This is a genomic window from Vibrio maritimus, assembly GCF_021441885.1.
GTDB classification, from domain to species: Bacteria; Pseudomonadota; Gammaproteobacteria; order Enterobacterales; family Vibrionaceae; genus Vibrio; species Vibrio maritimus_B.
The window spans coordinates 1,176,556-1,195,580 of the sequence record NZ_CP090439.1; the positions used below are offsets into that span (position 1 = coordinate 1,176,556).

Sequence of the window (19,025 nt, forward strand, 5' to 3'; positions counted from 1 at the left end):
AATAACGAAAAAGCCCACTTAGGTGTGCTTTTTCGTAACTGGTAGTTAGAACACGTAAGTTAGCGTCGCCATCGGTCCATAGAATTTAAATTTCGCATCCAAGTCTGCAAAATCACGACCGTAATCCACATTAATTTCGTAGTAGCTGTACGTTGCTGCTAGACCAAAGTCGTCGGTAAACTTGTATTCGACTCCTGCCCCTAGATCGAGCAGTAAACCAGAGATGTTTTCGATACTTAGTGCAAAAACCTGCGCGTGGCCAAGTAGATGCCAGTTATCGTTAATGCGATAGTCGGTAATAAGGCCAATGTTGGGAAGTGGGGCTGTTAAATCAGTGAACTCTTCATCTTTCACCGGAATTAACTCTGTTTGGTCATCCATACGAATGCCTATCTCACCACCAAAGCCGACCTTAAAGTTCATCACGTGCAAGCCTATCGAAGCTTTCCAATCCCAATCTTCACCATCATAGAACTTATAATTGTAGCCGAAGCGCAAGATATCGATATTGAGTGTAGAATCGATGCGTGCACCCGCCTGGACCTCCTTGTTGCCGTCTCCTGGCAACTCAAATGGTTTTGTTACCGCTTGATTGCTCGCTTTACGGTGAAGGCTGCGCCAATCTAAAAAAATGCCGTGACGTTCATTGAAATCGTAGCCGACCAGTAAATATGGCAGTGTCGAACGTTCCTTTAGGCTCAGATCTGATTCAAAATCTAAGTCAAACTCATTACCGGTATTAGGGTTCGTCACGCCAATAGAAGTGTCGGCCTGAGAAAAAAATGCACCGCCAGCGATGTGAAACTCACCGGAAACCGCAGGAAATGTAGTGGCTCCTAACAGCGAGCCCGTAATGACAAGATGACGAAGATCCATTTCTATCACCAAACAAATTTTATTGAGTAGAGTTAGAAATATATCAGAAGGTTATGGTTATGTTTAGTACGTTATTGACGGGTAATGATTTTGTAGTGTGATTTGGAGCAAAAAAGGAGCAGGCATAGGGGAGTTGCCTGCTCTTGGGGTTTGAACGTTAGTTCAGCTTATTCCATGCTGATGTCCAATGACTGCCTGTACCTGGTTCAAATTGAGTCGCGGTTGGTGACCATTGCACACAGTATCCAGAGTAAGGGAAAGGTTTACATTGATAGATGTGTCCATCTGTCGCTAGTACCTTAGTGCCTTCTGTGTATTGAGATAGACCATCCGGGAACACGAAGTCGTAGTCTCCAGGTACAGATGCGTCAACCAACATAAAGTCTTGAGTTGTTTGATCAACTAGGTTGCCATTCTCATCGCGAACTCGAGTAACGAGCATATGGTGTCCTGGCTCCGACTTAGACAAAACTAAATCAACATTCTGACTGTCACCATCCTCAAGGTTTAGCTCACTGTTTGCCAGTGACTCTTGTGCGTGATTATAGACGTTCAAAGTGACCGCTACTTTCCCTGTTGCCGCGACGTTAAGCGCTAGCGTGACAGGTGTATCGCCAATCGTGTATTCAGTATCAAGACCAGTAACTTCTGCACCTGCACTTGGTGGAGGTGTCACGATGTCGTAGCCAATTTCAACACGCTCTAGTGAACTATTCTCTACCACATAGACAGTGTTGCTGCCGTAGACTGGAGCGATGTTACCGTTGTTGTCTGGCTGACCCGCCTTGATGTTGTTATGTTCACTATTAATCTGTGTGGCCAGTGCATGAGACCACTGGTTGGCTTGACCTTGTTGTTCCGATTCAATGGTAACGCTGGTCGAAAGACTTGGTAGCTCTCCGTTGGCGTCAAACACTCGGGTATAGACTGAATCACCTGGTTTGAGGTCCATCGTTGGGTTAATCGTACCTGCTTGTGTCCAACCTGGAATGCCAGGATTGTCGCCACTAAACTGCACGTCAATCACGTTATAGAAAGCGGCAGCGGTATCACCTACGTCCCAAACCGCCAAGATCACTTGGTAACCATCGCGGGCTGGTACGTTACACTGGTGCGTTGTCAGTTTTGGTGGTTTTTGCATGTTACCATCGACAACACAGAATGGATTCAGGTCAAATGAATCACGAGTAAGTGCCTGATTCGGGTTCCAGTTTGGTTTCGTGATGTAGTACTTCCAATCTCGGGTTACGTGGTTTGCAGTAAACGTCCATTCAAAATTTTGCATACCAGACTGAATTGGACGCTTGACCCAACGATCCGCTGTTTGCTCGTTGAGTGGTGAGAACTGTGACAAACCTGCGCTGGCAATTTGACCGTCTGGTGGACCAGCCTCTGGAAAGCCTTCAGGACCTTCAACGCTTTGTGGTTCCCATTGAACAGAGCCACAGTTTACGTTCTGCTCTCCGGTGTCTGCCGGATACTTACACAACGTTGCACGAGCTTCGGCGACGCCGTTTTCAACCGCTGAAACATAGCCGTGACTGTGAACAAGTGGGCTGGCGACTAACCCAATAGCTGCCATTGAAATCAAGACTTTAGTGTGTCTCATACCAATACCTTCTCTTAATCAGTTTCTTCAGCACAGAGTGTGCAATTAACAGTTTTTTTCTTCTTGTCACTTTTTTCTTACAAGTGCTGCGAGTAATTTAGAGTGGAAAAATAAGTCTGGCGAATGGATTAAATCAGATATGGAATGGAACTCTATAAAATAGATTTTCTAGCATTTTAGTGACAAAAAATAGAGGATTATTCTGTCAATTTATACTAAAGCTATTGTTAATGTTGATATTATCATTGAGTGAGAAAGTTTAGATAGAGCTTTGATGCTATAGGCAGTGCTGCTTAAGTGACATTTGGTTCTCAAAAGGAAAAAAGTAGAATAGCAAAGGGGTCAGCTAATCGCTGACCCCTTTATCGATAGGATAGATTTTTGGGCGTTATAAGCTTGGAAGAATGTGCTCTGGCATTAACCCATTGTGAAGCGCGAGTTTTATAATGTCGTTTGCCTTGGCAATATCCGGAGCAAAATACCGATCTTTATCGTAGAAGGGGACTGATTCTCGCAAGATCTGCTTACCTAGCTCGATTCTCGGTGAGGACTTTAGAGGGGCACGGAAGTCTAAACCTTGAGCCGCGGCGAGATATTCGACCGCCAAGATCCCTCTAGTGTTTTCCGACATGTCTTTAAGCCTTCTTGCCGCAAAAGTTGCCATGGACACATGGTCTTCTTGGTTTGCTGACGTTGGCAAGCTATCTACTGACGCTGGGTGGGCGAGAGTCTTATTTTCACTGGCTAAGGCTGCTGAGGTAACTTGAGCAATCATGAAGCCAGAGTTTACACCGCCATTATCCACCAAAAACGGTGGCAGCTTGCTGAGCGCACTGTCGATCAGAAGTGCCATTCGCCTTTCCGACAAGCTACCAATCTCGGCAATCGCTAGTGCTAGACCATCTGCTGCCATTGCCACTGGCTCAGCATGGAAGTTCCCTCCAGAGATAATATCCCCGTCATCAGCAAACACGAGCGGGTTGTCTGACACTGAGTTCGCTTCGACTTGCAGTGATTCTGCGGCATTACGTATCTGCTGTAAGCATGCTCCCATCACTTGCGGCTGACAACGCAATGAGTAGGGGTCTTGTACCTTTTCACAGCCTTGGTGCGAGTCGCCGATTTCACTGCTGTTCTCAAGTAGGTGGCGATAAGCCTGCGCTGCATCCATCTGTGAGCGATGACCGCGAACACGATGAATACGAGGATCGAAAGGACGTCGGCTGCCAAGCGCTGCTTCTACCGACATAGCGCCGCAAAGCGTGGCAGAAGCAAACAGATCTTCGGCCAAGAACAGACCTTCCAGTGCAAACGCCGTCGACGCCTGTGTCCCGTTAAGAAGTGCTAGTCCTTCTTTTGGCGCTAGGGTAATAGGTTCCAAACCTGCGATCTGCAGGGCTTCTAATCCCCTGATGCTCTTACCGTTATGACGAGCTTCTCCCTCACCGAGTAAGATGGTGCTCATATGAGCCAATGGAGCAAGGTCGCCAGAGGCGCCAACGGAGCCTTTTTGTGGCACGCAAGGGTAGACCTGAGAGTTGACTAGTTCAATTAAGGCATTGATGACTTTAAGACGGATACCTGAAAAGCCACGAGCCAAGCTGTTGATTTTTAAAACCATCATCAATCTGACAGTCTCATCACTCATCAGCTCACCAATACCAGCAGCATGAGAGAGAACGATACTTTTTTGTAGGATCTCAAGATCGTTTGGCTCGATGCGGGTGTTAGCGAGTAAGCCAAACCCGGTGTTGATGCCATATACAGTGCGATCTTCGGCGATAACCTGCTCGACGATTCGGGTGCTGGCTTCAATATCTTCGACTGCCGCAGGGTCGAGAGATAAGCTGACTGGAGAGCGGCTCAATTGGCGAAGCTGAGCAAGGGTTAACTGACCGGGTTTTAGAACTAACTTCAACATGATGGACTCCTTACCCATGGCTCTTGTCGTGTGTATCTAGCGCTTGTGTATCCAACATAGGAAGGTCAAGTCCTTGCTCTTTCGCGCATTCTTTGGCGATATCGTAGCCAGCGTCCGCATGGCGCATGACGCCTGTTGCTGGGTCATTGTGCAGTACTCGTGCGATGCGGCGTGCAGCGTCGTCACTGCCATCACAGCAAATCACCATACCACTGTGCTGAGAGAAGCCCATGCCAACACCACCGCCGTGATGCAGAGACACCCATGTCGCCCCTCCAGAGGTATTGAGCAGAGCATTCAGCAGTGGCCAATCAGAAACAGCATCTGAGCCATCCATCATGCCTTCCGTCTCACGGTTTGGGCTAGCAACCGAACCTGAATCTAGATGGTCACGACCGATCACAATTGGTGCTTTAAGTTCACCACTTTTCACCATCTCATTGAAGGCTTGGCCAAGGCGTTCGCGGTCTTTAAGGCCGACCCAGCAAATGCGCGCTGGTAAGCCTTGGAACTGAATACGTTCGCGTGCCATGTCCAGCCAATTGTGTAGGTGTGGGTTATCTGGAATGAGCTCTTTTACTTTTTGATCGGTTTTGTAGATATCTTCTGGATCGCCTGATAGAGCCGCCCAACGGAACGGTCCTACGCCCTCGCAGAACAAATCTCGAATGTAAGCAGGCACGAAACCAGGGAAATCGAAGGCATTTTGTACGCCTTCTTCAAGCGCCATTTGACGAATGTTGTTGCCATAATCGGTGGCCACCGCACCTCTTTCTTGCATATCTAATATGGCTTGAACTTGCAAGGCCATCGCGGCTTTTGCCGCTTTTACAACGCCTTCAGGATCACTCTCACGCTGCTGTTTGGCAAATTCCATGCTCCAGCCTTGCGGCAGATAGCCATTGAGAGGGTCGTGAGCTGAAGTTTGATCGGTTACCACGTCTGGCGTAATGTTTCTCTCGACCAGTTCGGCATAGACATCTGCTGCATTTCCGAGCAGACCGACTGAAATTGGCTTGTCACTGTTTTTGATGATTGAGAGAGCTTCGTCGAGTGAATGCGCTTTAGTATCGACATAGCGAGTATTTAGGCGATAGTCGATTCGTGATTCGTCACACTCAACAGCGATCATTGAGAAGCCTGCCATAGTGGCTGCGAGAGGCTGAGCACCGCCCATACCACCTAAGCCACCGGTTAGAATCCATTTGTTGGCTGCGTCACCATTGAAGTGTTTTTTAGCGATAGCAACGAAGGTCTCGTAAGTGCCTTGAACGATGCCTTGTGAACCGATGTAGATCCATGATCCTGCGGTCATTTGACCGTACATCATGAGCCCTTGTTTATCGAGCTCATTGAAGTGTTCCCAGTTTGCCCAATGAGGAACAAGGTTAGAGTTAGCAATCAACACTCGAGGTGCGTCTTTATGTGTAGGGAATACGCCAACAGGTTTGCCTGACTGAACTAAGAGTGTTTGGTCGTCCTCAAGACGCTTAAGTACCTCTACAATCTTGTCGTAGCACTCCCAGTCGCGCGCTGCTCGCCCGATGCCGCCATAGACAACAAGCGATTGAGGGTGTTCAGCTACCTCATCATCCAAATTGTTCATTAGCATGCGAAGGGGAGCTTCAGTTAGCCACGATTTCGCATTGAGCTCAGTGCCGCGAGGGGCTTTGATTGAGCGAGACGTATCCAGGCGTGAATGGTGTTTATCAGTCATTTTCATTTCCTTTTGAACTCTGCCTTACTTGACGCTTTTATTGTGGTAGCGGCTTTGTTGTGAACGTGGGCAGAGAGTGTTTACGTTATTGGTTAGCGATTACTGCTGTTGTGTGTGCATACTTGTTTGAATAGTTTGGTTAGACATCGCTACCATTATTTGCCAGCACACTCTTGCTGCGAGCTTGGCCGTTTGGTTATCAATGTCGTAATTCGGGTTATATTCAGCGATGTCAGCAAGCATGAGCTTATTGCTCGAAAGAACGGTGTTGAGCAGCGGGATAAACTGCTCGAGCGTCATTCCAAATGCGGCGGGTGCACTGACTCCAGGTGCTAGGCTGGCATTAAAGACATCAAGATCAATCGTTAGATAAACGATATCGACATTGGCGATAAAGCGTTGCAATTTGGCGATATTGTCGTGCAGTGGTGTATCAAAGAGCTCGGTGTCTCTGATGTAGTGAACTCGCAAGTCATCGGCTTTGTCGAACAGGGCTCTTGTATTGCCCGTTTCACTCACTCCTAAGCAGAGATAGTGAAACGGGTGCCCCTTGGCTTGGCAATAGTCGGCGATTTGAGAGAAGGGCGTACCGGAACTTGGCTTAAGTTCGATGTCTTTTAACGCCCCATCTTTTGATTGGTATTCTCTGAGGTCAAAATGGGCGTCGAAATTGATAATGCCAATACTCGGTTTTTCATCTGATTCGCTGTTCGCCCCCGATAAATAGTCGGACAGTCCTTTAAAAGAAGACCATGCAATCTCATGACCACCGCCCAATATAACAATAGGGCCATTGTAAAGGTGTTGAGTGATTTTTTCTGAAGCTGCTGCTTGATGCTGTTCCAACTTGCTATCAGGGCAGCTTACATTGCCTATATCGACAATCGCTTTGTCTTGATGCCATGCCAAATTTGCCAAGGCAGCACGAATAACATCTGGACCTTGCTGAGCACCAACTCGTCCTTTGTTGCGTTTTACTCCCTCATCAGTACAAAAGCCCATTAATTGTAGGCGTTGTCTTTGAGCGTCTTGAGTGGTTTGGATCTTATGATGAACTCGATAGCGCTTATCGCCGTCCTCGAGATCGTCGCGACCAGTCCAGACAAATGGGGTGTGGTGTTTAGAGGACATCTTCAACACTCCCTGCAATGATTCGTTTGCTAAGTCCGCTCATGCCAAACTGATAGCTAAGCTCACTCGGATGGTCGATGTTCCATACTGCCAAATCAGCGCGATAGCCTAGCTTGATTTGCCCAATATGCTGGTCTTGCCCGATGGCTTTTGCGGCGTGGCACGTGACTCCACGAAGGCTCTCTTCTGGTGTTAACCGGAACAGAGTACAAGCCATATTCATCATCAATTGAAGGTTGGCAAAAGGGGAAGTACCCGGATTCAAATCGCTGCCAATTGCCATTGGAACGCTTTGGGTTCTTAGGCTTTGTATTGGTGGTTGCTGGGTTTCTCGCAAGAAGTAAAACGCTCCCGGCAACAAAGTTGCGACGGTCCCATTGCTTGCCAGTGCTCTAACGCCAACATCGTCTAGATATTCAATATGATCGACGGATAGCGCTTTGAACTCAGCGGCTAGGGCGCTTCCACCGAGGTTACTCAGTTGCTCGGTGTGCCCTTTAATGGCGAGCCCGTGCTCCTTGGCTGCTAGGAAAACTCGCTTGGTTTGCTCGAGCGTAAAGCCAACCGATTCACAAAAAACATCAACAGCGTCAGCAAGTTGGTGTTTTGCCACGTGGGGAATAATAGTGCCAGTGACATAGTCGATGTAGTCATCAGCACGACCATGAAACTCGGGCGGCACGGTGTGTGCGGCGAGTAGGGTGGTGGTGATATTAATTCTGCGATGGTTTTCAAGCGCTTTGGCGGCTAGCAACATCTTCACTTCATCGTCGAGCGTCAGACCATAACCAGATTTAACTTCGATTGTGGTACACCCACTGCGGATTAGGCTATCGAGTCTTGGTAATGCGAGCTCAACAAGCTCCTCGATAGACGCTTCGCGGGTGGCTTGAACAGTACTGTTTATACCACCACCGCTTTTGGCAATTGCTTCATATGACATGCCGTTCAAGCGGTTCTCAAACTCCTGCGCTCGGCTACCAGCAAAGATCAAGTGGGTGTGAGGGTCAATCAGTCCTGGGGTGATGATTTTGTCTTTGCAATCGAATACGGGAACATCATCAGTGATGTCCCTGTGTAAGGCGTCAAGCTCGTTTTCGTTTTGGAGGATCGCGTTAATGTATCCGCCACGGATAACCAGCGTGCACGGTTTTGATGGGAGGTAACCATCAGTACCCGGCTCCATTGTAACAATGCGCGCGTTGGTAAGGATCAGATTCATAGTGTGCGTTGAGTAGTTATTGTATATACAAATTAATAGATGAATATATACAATTGATCAAGTGAGGTTGAACGAAATGTGATCAAGTTTGAAATTAATTGGGATGGGGAAGACGCATGGATCATCGCTAACGCTTTGTTTAAAAAGGCTAGCGAAGTGATTCTAATGATAGAGGTTGTTGGTGATTTTAGAGTTCGACTTTAGAGCTTAGCTGGTAGCGGCTGCCTGGATGATAAAGCAGTGCTGAACTAATCAATTTATCTTCACTCCAAGTGCGTCGATGAAGAAGCAAGCATGGCTCAGAGGGATTCATTTCCAGCAGTGAGCTCAGTTGATCGCTACAGGTGATCGCCTCAACTGTATGCTCGACTGCCGTCATAGGGCAGTTAGCAGTAAGATACTCATTTGGTGTCGTTTTTGTGAAGTCTTGCTGATGATAATGTGGCGCGTATTTAGCGTTCACCCAGCGGCACTCAAGCTGTATGGGTAGCTCGTTTTCTTTGTGAAGGATTTCGCTGTAATACACTGAGCTCCCCAACATTACGCCAAGTTTGGTGGCGATGTGCTGATCTGCTTGTGTTGCCTCGTGACGGAGTACTTCACTGGAGTATAGTTTGCCACGTGATGCGACTTCGTTCGCGATATTTCTTGTATCAAGTAGCGGTGATTGAGCCTTCTCAACTGGCCGTGTCACAAAGGTGCCAAGACGTGGACGCCTTTCAAGTTTGCCTTCACCCACCAAGTCTCGAATCGCTTTGTTAACCGTCATACGGCTGACATCGAACTGCTCAGTGAGCTCCATTTCTGTCGAAATACGCTCTCCAATTCCCCAATGGCCTTGGTCGATCTTGTCTTCAATATACTGTTTTATCTGGATATAGAGTGGTTCTGCAGGCATCAATCGCTCAAGCTTTACAATTTGAATATACAAATGGTTATGGAAATTGTTGGAAAATGCAAGGTGTTCGATCGATTGATTTGCAATTGACGCCTTAAATCCCCGTCAGATGGATGGCTTCAGGTTAGGGTAAGCAAAAGCAGATCTTTACCTCAAGTTTGAACTTTTTTCTTCTAAATCATAAGTCTGTCACTTATCTTCCGTTAAAATAAACGGTTCAGGTTAAGTGGTGGTATTCAGGGAAAAGAAATGAAAGCGGTCGTCGTCGGAGAAACAAAGTTTTATCCATCCAAGATTCTATGTGTGGGGCGTAACTACGTCGAACACATCCATGAACTGGGTAATGAAGTGCCGGAAAACATGGTGGTCTTCAATAAGCCTAACTCAAGCATAGCGACCGAGTTGCACTCTTTTCTCGATGAACCTCTCCACTACGAGGCGGAAATCTGCTTTATTATCAAAGATAAGCAGTTGCATGCCGTCGGTTTTGGTTTAGATCTTACTAAGCGTGCTCTGCAATCTAAGCTCAAAGGCAAAGGACTGCCATGGGAGCGTGCGAAAGCGTTCGACCACTCTGCCAAGTTCAGTCGATTTATCCCTCTTGAAGGCTTAGATGTGAGTAAATTAGAGGTGGAGCTTTTTATCAACAGTATGCGTATGCAGCTCGGCGGCACGCCTCAAATGCTTTACAAGCCACAAGTCATCTTGCAAGAGCTTAACTCCTACACGAGTCTAGAGGACGGGGACGTGGTTATGACGGGTACACCACAGGGTGTGGGAGAGATTGTTGCGGGTGACCGATTCCTTGGCCGCATTAAGCATGACGGTAAGGCGATTATTGAGGTTGAATGGGTCGCGGTTTAATTAACGATTTAGACAACGCCAGAAATAAAAACACCCCGCGAATTGCGGGGTGTTTGTGTGTGAATGCGATTACAGCTCGATAGTCACTGTTTCGCCGTCTACAGTCAGAAGAAGCGTGTTGCCTTCAACTTTATGAGACACTTCAACTTGCTCGCCGTTGTTCTTGTTTGGAACCAATAGCGTTAGAACGTTGTGCTGCTTAGCTGCAGAGAATTCCACTTCAACGTGACGGTGGATTTCTAGGTCTTGGTACTCGTATGGGTCTACGTCACCAAAGCCTTCAACATTTTTCACAGATGTGATGTTGTCAGCGCTGTCGTTGATGAAGCTCACGTCTAGGTGTGCATTCTCACCACGGATAGCGAATGACTTATCAGCTGTCTCTGTGTTGAACGTTGTGTGCATTAGCCAAGTCAGGTCTTTTTCTTCAGCGAAGCTCGCTTTGTCTTGCATTACGAACACTTTGCCTTTTACAAACCAGATCTTACGCTTGTAAGACTCAATGTCTGGCGTGAAGAACTTGTATGAGGCTGTTGCATCACCTTCAACGAACTTAACATCAGAATCTGTATCGTAATCAGTGATTTGACCACCTGCTTCGATACAGAAGCGATCTTGGTGACCTTCGAAGTTCGTGTTCTTGTTCTCACCGTACTGACCTTTACCATTAAATAGTGGAAGGTTCTTAGAGAACGTGTGACGACGCCACTTAGTGTGCATGTCTACGCCGAAGCCACCGTAGTAACCAGTGATAGATGCCAAAGTTTCACCAAATGCATGCAGTGTGAATGCGTTTTGGTCACCGTGCGAGTGGCTGATTGAGCCAAACGGGCTGCACTTGAACACCATGTGGATGTGCTCATCGCGCTCAGTCATACGGTTGTGGAACGCAGCCCAACCTGTAATTGGGAACACTTTTAGAAGTGGATCGTTAGACGGAGCTTGCTCTTCTGGTGCATCCCATAGGATGTTGAAGCGAAGATCGTCGTAGCCGAAGTCCCACCAACCGAAGTTGTAGAATTTAGTGTGTGCTTCAGTATCACGACCTTTAAGTTGGTTGTAGTACCAAACGTACTCTGGCTTCTGGTTTACACCTGCGTAATGCTTGATGTTGTATGCCAGTTTAAGACCCGGGAAGTCACCGATAGATGACTGGTCACAGAAACTTGCGCGCTTCGAGTGAACAGGCATGCAGTATAGCGGGAAGTCACCTGTGTTCTCGTAGAACGTTTTGTTGAACATATTCACGCCAGTGTACGCTTTCAATAGGTCGAAAGCTTCACCTAGGAATGCGGTTTGCGTGTTCCAGTAGTCAGGACCTTCAGCCCAACCGCCGTCTTCGCCGCCCCATGGTGGGTAGTGAACTGCGTAGTATTCTAGAGCGTAAGCGATGTATTCGCCTGCTTTAGGGTGGTCGTGATAAAGCGCAATACACGTCGGAATGATAGCAGACGAGATTGAACGAACACCGTGGCTGTTAAGTGGGTTAGCCAATAGGTCGACCGTCACTTTTAGGTGATGCATGATTTCGTCTAGGCGAGTCACTAGTGCTTCACGTACGATTTCGCGCTCTTCTTCTGTGAAGTGAGCGTGTAGCCAGTCATAGCCCCAAGCCATTGCTGCGATAACGCGGAACGCCGCTTCATCGTTGTAGCCGCGAGATGTTACGCCGTCTGGATCGTAAGTCGCGAGTTGAAGTGTCCACGCTTTTGCTTTTGCGATTAGCGCTTCGTCCTCTTTCACGATACCTGCGATAGACAAGTTACGAGTTGCGTTAAGTGCCATTTGGCAATCAACGTACATTTGACGCCAGTAAGGACGCCATAGAGAGGCTTTACCTACTGTTTCTTCTGGGTATGGCTGTGGCTCTGCGTATGGTGCAGTGTCTAGGAACTTCTTCGTTGAGTTATTGAAGAAGTCGTCGAACATGCAGTAAGACTCATCTTCTTTAACCTTAGCTTTGAATTCAGCCAATTCTTCAGATTGGATAAGTAGGCGAGGACGAGCCTCAGAAAGGTTGTCTAGGAAAGAAAGGTCAAAGTCTCTCTTTTGAACTTCGATAGGAAGTAGGTCAACCAAGTTACCAGCTGAAGTATCGTTCTCCAGCTTCATCTTCTTGATTGCGTCGAATGATTTCTCGTTACTCATACGAACTCTCTTGTAGATACAAATGTGTCGAAAAGGAATTGCAGATAATATGACATATTGTCATACAATAATAAAATACTTCTACGCATTCTCTTACGTTTTTGTGAAGTGTAACCAATGACGAAATTTGGTCGCGTTATCGACTTGTAACAAGAAACCTAACTTAGCATTTTGTCAAAATCTTTAGAGTGTTCGATAAGCCGTTATCACAAAAAGTCTCCGATTATTTTTATCCTTGCAGATCTGGAAATCTCTAACTAGCCTTTAGTTAACAAAAATATAACAATTTGTTTCTGGTTGTATTTTATTGATACCGGACTCAATAAGTAAGTGGTTAAGTTTTCGTCTTGACCGTTTACTTGTGCAGTTTGGCATTACTTTTTGAGACCCAGTGAAGGGTCGAAAAAACCTAGTTGGTCTTCGTATACCGTCGTCGAATCACAGCTTGTTGGGTTTTGATTACGGACTTGTCCCATCCTAGATTGTTTGATCACTCTCTGGACGTGCTTGGTACAAGTCATAGGGGAACCACGTCAAAAACGGCGTGGCTAGGCAAAGGAGAAATCTTTTGAAGAGATTGCTGACCATTCACGTTGGGATTGGTTTGGCGACTGCGCTTGTCAGCCAACCTCTCCTCGCCGAGTCGAGTAACTACAACTTAACTCGGGGTGTTACTGATATCAGTAACCAAGTCTATGACCTGCATATGCTCATCTTTTACATTTGCTGTGCAATAGCCTTTGTGGTGTTTGGGGTGATGTTTTACTCCATTTTCAAACACAGAAAGTCCAAAGGTGCTGTGCCTGCGAATTTCCACGAGAGTACTAAAGTCGAAGTTGTTTGGACCGTGATACCCATCATCATCTTGGTATTGATGGCGATTCCTGCGACCAAAACCTTAGTGGCGATGGAAGATACCTCTCAATCAGATATCACGATCAAAATTACCGGTTCGCAGTGGAAGTGGCATTACGCATACTTTGGCGAAGACGTTGAATTTTTCTCGTTGATGTCGACCTCGCAAAAACAGATCGATGGGATAGAAGAGAAGGGGGCGCACTATCTGCTTGAAGTGGATAACCCGCTGGTTGTGCCCATCGATAAAAAGATCCGTTTCTTAATGACGTCCGATGACGTTATCCACTCATGGTGGGTGCCTGACTTTGCGGTCAAGAAGGACACCATCCCAGGCTTTATTAATGAAGCTTGGACCAAAATCGATGAGCCAGGTGTGTATCGAGGTCAATGTGCCGAGCTTTGCGGTAAAGCGCACGGCTTTATGCCCATTGTTGTTCAAGCCATGACACAAGCGGATTACGACGTATGGTTGGCTGGCAAACGAGAAGAAATGGCGCTAGCCAAAGCCGAAGCGGCCAAAGCGTTGGATGCGACGCTGTCTATTGAAGAGCTTTTGACCACAGGCGAAAGCATTTATGCAAGTCGCTGCTCTGTTTGTCACCAAGCGAACGGACAAGGTCTTCCCGGTGCGTTCCCTGCTATTGCAGGGGCCGAAGTGGCGACGACGGGTCCTATTGATACACACATCAGCAAGATTGTCGATGGTGTGTCGGGTACAGCGATGCAGTCGTTCGCCAATCAGCTAACCGATAAAGAGATCGCAGCTGTTATTACCTATCAGCGTAACGCTTGGGGTAATAACACCGGAGATGTAATTCAAGCCTCAGACATCAATGCGTACAAAACTCAGGAAGCGGAGCCTAGCTCCAAGGAGTTATGATGAAAACGGATCCAATGGAAAAAGTGAAAGCATCCGCGGTGACTGATGCTGACATGAGCCGCGCAAACAGCACGGCAGTCTTAGAAGACGATCATCATGATCACGCGCCTTCAGGTTGGCAGCGCTGGGTATACTCCACCAGTCACAAGGATATAGGAACCCTCTACCTCTGGTTCAGCTTTATTATGTTCTTGACCGGCGGAGCCATGGCGATGGTCATTCGCGCCGAATTGTTCCAGCCTGGTTTGCAGCTTGTAGAGCCGAACTTCTTTAATCAGATGACGACGGTACATGGTCTCATCATGGTATTTGGAGCGGTGATGCCTGCGTTTACCGGCTTAGCCAACTGGATGGTACCGCTAATGATTGGTGCGCCGGATATGGCGCTGCCGCGCATGAACAACCTAAGTTTCTGGATCTTGCCTTTTGCGTTTCTCATTCTGATTGCTTCACTGTTTATGCCTGGCGGTGGTCCGAACTTTGGATGGACCTTCTATGCACCGCTTTCAACTACCTACGCACCAGATAGCACGGCGCTGTTTGTATTCTCGGTTCATATCATGGGTATCAGTTCGATCATGGGGGCGATTAATGTGATCGTGACCATTTTCAACATGCGAGCACCAGGCATGACATTGATGAAAATGCCTCTGTTTGTGTGGACGTGGTTAATTACGGCATTCCTACTGATTGCGGTAATGCCGGTACTTGCTGGGGCTGTGACCATGGTGCTGACCGACAAGTACTTTGGTACCAGCTTCTTCGACGCCGCTGGTGGTGGTGACCCAGTCATGTTCCAGCATATCTTCTGGTTCTTCGGACACCCTGAGGTGTACATCATGATTTTGCCATCCTTTGGCATCATCTCTGCGATTGTACCGGCATTTAGTGGCAAGAAGTTGTTCGGCTATCACTCAATGGTGTACGCGACATGCAGTATCGCCTTGCTCTCTTTCTTGGTTTGGGCACACCATATGTTCACGACTGGAATGCCGGTGTTTGCTGAGCTCTTCTTCATGTATTGCACCATGCTCATAGCCGTACCAACGGGCGTGAAGGTGTTTAACTGGGTGGCAACCATGTGGCGCGGGGCATTAACGTTTGAAACGCCGATGCTGTTTGCCATCGCCTTTATTGTACTGTTCACCATAGGTGGATTCTCGGGTTTGATGTTGGCGATAGTGCCAGCTGACTTCCAGTACCATGATACTTACTTTGTTGTCGCGCACTTCCATTATGTGTTGGTATCTGGTGCCGTATTCTCCATCATGGCTGCTGCCTACTATTGGCTGCCTAAGTGGACGGGGAACATGTATGACCACAAACTCAGTTTGTGGCATTTCTGGTGCTCAGTTATCTCGGTGAATGTGCTGTTCTTCCCTATGCACTTCTTAGGCTTGGCTGGCATGCCTCGTCGAATTCCAGACTACGCGATTCAGTTTGCAGATGTTAACCAGATCGTCTCTATTGGCGGGTTTGCGTTTGGTTTGTCGCAGCTTATCTTTCTTTGGTTGGTTATCAAGTGCATCAAAGGTGGTCAGAAGGCTGAAGCGAAACCTTGGGAACGTGCAGAAGGCTTAGAGTGGACAGTACCGAGCCCTGCACCTCATCATACCTTCACCACACCACCAAAGATTGATTAATAAGGTGGATTGCGATGGATAGCGAAACTAAAAAATCAAACAGAAAACTGGTGGGCTGGCTGGGTGTTGCCGTAGTTGCGATGTTTGGCTTTGGTTTCGCTTTGGTGCCTCTTTACGACATTATGTGTGAGGCGCTTGGTATTAACGGCAAAACCAATACCGAATCTGCTGTTCAGCCTGTAGGCATGCGAGCCGACATCTCACGCACTATTCGTGTTGAGTTTATGGCGCATGTTAATCCTGATATGCCTTGGGCGTTTAAACCAGAGAAACTCTCTTTGGACGTACACCCCGGTGAAGTCATTCAAACAGCCTATCTGGCTAAGAACCAATCTAATCAATCATTAATAGGGCAGGCGGTGCCATCTGTATCACCGGGTACCGGCGCGACATATTTCAATAAAATAGAGTGCTTTTGCTTTAACCATCAGCCGTTAGAGGGCAAAGGCGAAGCCGAAATGCCACTCATCTTTTATATCGAGCCAGACATTCCAGAGTCAATTCATACTCTGACCCTCTCTTACACCCTTTATAACATTACGAGCAGTGCAGCGACCCAAGGTGCCACTCTCGATATTTCTCGTGCACAGGTCGACAGCGGTAACGACGCACTGAATCTATCAACATCGGAGATAAGCTATGAGTAAGACTCAAACTTATTATGTTCCGGCGCAGAGCAGTTGGCCCATTGTTGGAGCCGTAGCGCTGTTTTTTGTTGCAGTTGGGGCGGGACTAACCGTTCAACATCTTGATACCGGCGGTGCAGGCAGCGTCATTGGGGGTATCGTATTAGCGCTTGGCGTGGCGGTACTTATCTACATGTTTTCTGGGTGGATGAGTAATGTTATCTCTGAATCCATGTCTGGGCTTTATTCTGCTCAGCTGTCGCGCTCATTTAAGCAAGGCATGAGCTGGTTTATCTTCTCTGAAGTGATGTTTTTTGGTGCGTTCTTTGGTGCTCTGTTCTACGCAAGAATGATATCAGTCCCTTGGTTAGGCGGCGCAGACAATAATGCCATGACTCATGAGGTGTTGTGGCCGGCATTTGAGGCGATTTGGCCGCTCACTACAACTCCAGGCGGCACCACCACAGAAGCGATGCCATGGACGGGGTTACCACTACAGAACACCGTCATCCTGCTGCTATCGTCGATTACCCTGCATATGGCGCACGTCAGCCTTGAGAAAAACAAGCGTACCGCGCTCATTGTATGGCTAGAGATCACCATCGTCTTGGCTGCGTTTTTCTTATATTACCAAGCTGTCGAATACGCTCATGCTTATCAGGATATGGGATTAACCCTCCAATCGGGTATCTACGGCAATACCTTCTTCATGCTCACTGGCTTCCATGGTCTTCATGTATTTATCGGGACAGTGTTCTTAATCGTCCTTCTATTCCGAATAGCGAAAGACCACTTCACCCCTAAAGACCACTTTGGGTTCCAAGCGGGCAGTTGGTATTGGCACTTTGTCGATGTGGTGTGGTTGTGTCTATTTGTTTTTGTGTACGTCTTATAGATATGGGAGCCTTGCGAATGGTATTTCGCAGGGCTGAGACTTTAGTTAGTTAAAGATTTTAGCTAGTAAGGACGGGGGTTAGGCGTTAACAAACCACTTTGAAGCGCGATGATGAGAAGAATAATGACAATCGCGGAGAACAGAACACGACGGCCCAAATAATAACTCATGGGTTTATCCGAATCAGGGTCGTCGCGCACCATTCGAATTAGGGCAAGCGCTAAGTTAAAGATGATGAAGAGTAACAGTAGTACTAAAGCAATCTTAAATAACAGTGTGGGCGACATTGGTACTCCTCGCGTTATCTGGTTCAAAACCGTGAAGTTTTGGATTGGTTTAGCTTTAACTTTGGTTGTGTTTTCAGCATTGGTCAAATTAGGAATGTGGCAACATCAACGCGGTGATGAAAAAGTGGCGTTGGAAGAAACGTTAGCGCAGCGTGCTTTGTTACCTGCCGAAGAGATTACTTCACTCTCTCTACCTCTTGCGAAGCAGAGTGAGCATAACTATCTGAAATGGATAGGTTTGCCAGTAAGTGCTTACTTGGTGCCTAGTCCTTATCTATATTATCTCGACAATCAAACTCTAGATGGCGTAGTGGGCTATCTCGTTTATCAATTGATGATTGCTCCGTCACAACAAAATCAACGGTTTTTGGTAGAGCTGGGCTTCATTGCTGGTGGATTAGACAGACGTTACTTACCAGCGGTGGCACCAATATCACAGCCAGTCGATGTTCAAGGGCGACTCTATAAGAAGATGGATAGCCCGCTTGGCAGTGAGTTGCACAGTGAGCGGTTTGCTGACGAACACTATTCGTTATATCGGATTCAAAACCTTAATTTGGTATTGCTGGGTGAAGCGTTGCGTGGCGAGCAGGGGTTGAGAGGTGCTGATGTAGAAGCAATCGGAGGAGAGTTATCAGCTTGGGTTATCCAACCAACTGACAATTTGACCGATTACCCGCACCCTTGGAAGCCAATCTCTATGAACTCGGCAAAGCATTATGGCTATTCGTTTCAATGGTTCACGATGGCTGCAGTATTTGCGCTAGTTGTTATGGTCGCTTTTGTTAAATGGCGCAGCACTTCAGGTCGTGTAAAAAATGGAAATAGAGGGTGAAGTATGAGTAGTAACCTAGGTATGGAGACCAGCAAGCCCGTCGTTGACCCCAAAACAGTGCGACGTGGCCGCTTAACCTTGATAGCTCTGGTGGTGTTTTTTGCATTACCTTTCATTATTGCCAAAGCCATTTTGAGCAACAACTGGTATGAGTCGGGCGTGACCAATCACGGTCAGCTCATTGAGCCTCGAATGACGTTTGAAACCCTTGGCCTTGATAATCCACTGCAGAGCCAAAGTTGGCAGCTAGGTTTTATGCTACCGGCCGCGTGTGATGAAGCTTGTATGAACCGACTTTACATCATGGGGCAGACCTACCTCGCTTTAGGCAAGTATAAAGAGCGCGTGACACCCGTTGTATATGTTCTCCCTGGACAAGCACTGCCAGAACTTCCAGAGACACTCACTGTGGTAACTGTTAACGATGCGTTTAAGGGCGCGGTGCCATCGCAGGGCTATCTTATTGCAGACACGTTGGGTCAGTTGGTGATGTTTTTCCCTCCCGCTACCAAAGAAGAGCAGGTATCGCACAGTAAAGGACTACTCTCCGACCTAAGAAAGCTGTTGAAGCTTTCAAGAGTTGGGTGATCAGTAAACAGAGCAGAATCGGTAGGC

At 47.4% G+C, this 19,025-nt stretch carries 16 protein-coding genes; 7 read left to right on the plus strand and 9 right to left on the minus strand.

All coding sequences use genetic code 11. The features are described 5' to 3' along the window. Nucleotides 1–45 precede the first annotated feature (45 nt). From LY387_RS21715 to hutC, 7 genes are all read right to left on the minus strand, one after another. The gene (locus LY387_RS21715) at nt 46–876 is read right to left on the minus strand and encodes a hypothetical protein (protein WP_234496292.1); all 831 of its coding nucleotides are present in this window, start codon (nt 874–876) and stop codon (nt 46–48) included. A gap of 157 nt (nt 877–1,033) precedes the next feature. Beyond that, nucleotides 1,034–2,485, minus strand: a complete 1,452-nt coding sequence (gbpA, locus tag LY387_RS21720) for an N-acetylglucosamine-binding protein GbpA (RefSeq protein ID WP_419153456.1) — start codon at nt 2,483–2,485, stop codon at nt 1,034–1,036. Nucleotides 2,486–2,873: 388 nt separating this feature from the next. Continuing rightward, a complete protein-coding gene (gene hutH, locus LY387_RS21725; RefSeq protein ID WP_234496293.1) occupies nt 2,874–4,406 on the minus strand; it encodes a histidine ammonia-lyase in 1,533 nt (510 codons plus the stop codon). 10 nt (nt 4,407–4,416) lie between these two features. Next, the gene (gene hutU, locus LY387_RS21730; RefSeq protein ID WP_234496294.1) at nt 4,417–6,123 is read right to left on the minus strand and encodes a urocanate hydratase; all 1,707 of its coding nucleotides are present in this window, start codon (nt 6,121–6,123) and stop codon (nt 4,417–4,419) included. A gap of 99 nt (nt 6,124–6,222) precedes the next feature. Beyond that, the gene (gene hutG, locus LY387_RS21735; RefSeq protein ID WP_419153457.1) at nt 6,223–7,260 is read right to left on the minus strand and encodes a formimidoylglutamase; all 1,038 of its coding nucleotides are present in this window, start codon (nt 7,258–7,260) and stop codon (nt 6,223–6,225) included. Further along, complete coding sequence (hutI, locus tag LY387_RS21740) at nt 7,244–8,476, minus strand: imidazolonepropionase (RefSeq protein WP_234496296.1); 1,233 nt, start codon at nt 8,474–8,476, stop codon at nt 7,244–7,246. The genes hutG and hutI overlap by 17 nt, the downstream gene beginning before the upstream one ends. 187 nt (nt 8,477–8,663) lie before the next feature. After that, nucleotides 8,664–9,374 carry a histidine utilization repressor gene (gene hutC, locus LY387_RS21745; RefSeq protein ID WP_234496297.1) on the minus strand — a complete coding sequence of 237 codons (711 nt, stop codon included), beginning with the start codon at nt 9,372–9,374 and terminating at the stop codon, nt 8,664–8,666. A gap of 249 nt (nt 9,375–9,623) precedes the next feature. Here hutC and LY387_RS21750 point away from each other — a divergent pair, with 249 nt between their 5' ends. Continuing rightward, a complete protein-coding gene (locus LY387_RS21750; RefSeq protein WP_042469866.1) occupies nt 9,624–10,238 on the plus strand; it encodes a fumarylacetoacetate hydrolase family protein in 615 nt (204 codons plus the stop codon). 69 nt (nt 10,239–10,307) lie between these two features. Here the strand turns inward: LY387_RS21750 and LY387_RS21755 are convergent, their stop codons facing one another. Continuing rightward, nucleotides 10,308–12,386, minus strand: a complete 2,079-nt coding sequence (locus tag LY387_RS21755) for a DUF4962 domain-containing protein (RefSeq protein WP_234496298.1) — start codon at nt 12,384–12,386, stop codon at nt 10,308–10,310. Nucleotides 12,387–12,954: 568 nt separating this feature from the next. Between LY387_RS21755 and coxB the strand changes: the two genes are divergently transcribed. Genes coxB through LY387_RS21775 form a run of 4 tightly spaced genes read left to right on the plus strand, consistent with a single transcriptional unit; the run spans nt 12,955 to nt 17,288 of the window. Continuing rightward, nucleotides 12,955–14,124: a cytochrome c oxidase subunit II gene (coxB, locus tag LY387_RS21760; RefSeq protein WP_419153458.1), complete on the plus strand. Its 1,170-nt coding sequence runs from the start codon at nt 12,955–12,957 to the stop codon at nt 14,122–14,124. Further along, nucleotides 14,124–15,767 carry a cytochrome c oxidase subunit I gene (gene ctaD, locus LY387_RS21765; protein WP_234497822.1) on the plus strand — a complete coding sequence of 548 codons (1,644 nt, stop codon included), beginning with the start codon at nt 14,124–14,126 and terminating at the stop codon, nt 15,765–15,767. Before coxB ends, ctaD begins: the two co-directional genes overlap by 1 nt. 14 nt (nt 15,768–15,781) lie before the next feature. After that, nucleotides 15,782–16,414, plus strand: a complete 633-nt coding sequence (locus LY387_RS21770) for a cytochrome c oxidase assembly protein (RefSeq protein WP_234496299.1) — start codon at nt 15,782–15,784, stop codon at nt 16,412–16,414. Next, a complete protein-coding gene (locus tag LY387_RS21775; RefSeq protein ID WP_234496300.1) occupies nt 16,407–17,288 on the plus strand; it encodes a cytochrome c oxidase subunit 3 in 882 nt (293 codons plus the stop codon). The genes LY387_RS21770 and LY387_RS21775 overlap by 8 nt, the downstream gene beginning before the upstream one ends. A 62-nt stretch (nt 17,289–17,350) precedes the next feature. Here the strand turns inward: LY387_RS21775 and LY387_RS21780 are convergent, their stop codons facing one another. Then, a complete protein-coding gene (locus LY387_RS21780) occupies nt 17,351–17,575 on the minus strand; it encodes a DUF2909 family protein (RefSeq protein WP_042469869.1) in 225 nt (74 codons plus the stop codon). A 94-nt stretch (nt 17,576–17,669) separates the two neighbouring features. On the opposite strand from LY387_RS21780, the gene LY387_RS21785 reads away from it, so the two are divergent. Together LY387_RS21785 and LY387_RS21790 are read left to right on the plus strand one after the other, a co-directional pair. Beyond that, nucleotides 17,670–18,410 (plus strand): SURF1 family protein, encoded by a 741-nt coding sequence (locus LY387_RS21785; protein WP_234496301.1) that lies wholly within the window; start codon nt 17,670–17,672, stop codon nt 18,408–18,410. Nucleotides 18,411–18,413: 3 nt separating this feature from the next. Continuing rightward, entirely contained in the window at nt 18,414–18,998 is a 585-nt protein-coding gene (locus tag LY387_RS21790) for a hypothetical protein (protein ID WP_234496302.1), read from the plus strand. The last annotated feature ends 27 nt before the right edge of the window (nt 18,999–19,025 follow it).

What these genes read in the sequence shown, in the direction of transcription:
- LY387_RS21775 (WP_234496300.1), top strand. Translation starts at nt 16,407, where the DNA reads ATGAGTAAGACTCAAACTTATTATGTTCCGGCGCAGAGCAGTTGGCCC.
- hutC (WP_234496297.1), bottom strand. Translation starts at nt 9,374, where the DNA reads ATGCCTGCAGAACCACTCTATATCCAGATAAAACAGTATATTGAAGAC.
- LY387_RS21785 (WP_234496301.1), top strand. Translation starts at nt 17,670, where the DNA reads ATGTGGCAACATCAACGCGGTGATGAAAAAGTGGCGTTGGAAGAAACG.
- hutI (WP_234496296.1), bottom strand. Translation starts at nt 8,476, where the DNA reads ATGAATCTGATCCTTACCAACGCGCGCATTGTTACAATGGAGCCGGGT.
- gbpA (WP_419153456.1), bottom strand. Translation starts at nt 2,485, where the DNA reads ATGAGACACACTAAAGTCTTGATTTCAATGGCAGCTATTGGGTTAGTC.
- LY387_RS21750 (WP_042469866.1), top strand. Translation starts at nt 9,624, where the DNA reads ATGAAAGCGGTCGTCGTCGGAGAAACAAAGTTTTATCCATCCAAGATT.
- hutU (WP_234496294.1), bottom strand. Translation starts at nt 6,123, where the DNA reads ATGACTGATAAACACCATTCACGCCTGGATACGTCTCGCTCAATCAAA.
- ctaD (WP_234497822.1), top strand. Translation starts at nt 14,124, where the DNA reads ATGAAAACGGATCCAATGGAAAAAGTGAAAGCATCCGCGGTGACTGAT.
- LY387_RS21770 (WP_234496299.1), top strand. Translation starts at nt 15,782, where the DNA reads ATGGATAGCGAAACTAAAAAATCAAACAGAAAACTGGTGGGCTGGCTG.
- LY387_RS21790 (WP_234496302.1), top strand. Translation starts at nt 18,414, where the DNA reads ATGAGTAGTAACCTAGGTATGGAGACCAGCAAGCCCGTCGTTGACCCC.
- LY387_RS21755 (WP_234496298.1), bottom strand. Translation starts at nt 12,386, where the DNA reads ATGAGTAACGAGAAATCATTCGACGCAATCAAGAAGATGAAGCTGGAG.
- LY387_RS21715 (WP_234496292.1), bottom strand. Translation starts at nt 876, where the DNA reads ATGGATCTTCGTCATCTTGTCATTACGGGCTCGCTGTTAGGAGCCACT.
- LY387_RS21780 (WP_042469869.1), bottom strand. Translation starts at nt 17,575, where the DNA reads ATGTCGCCCACACTGTTATTTAAGATTGCTTTAGTACTACTGTTACTC.
- hutH (WP_234496293.1), bottom strand. Translation starts at nt 4,406, where the DNA reads ATGTTGAAGTTAGTTCTAAAACCCGGTCAGTTAACCCTTGCTCAGCTT.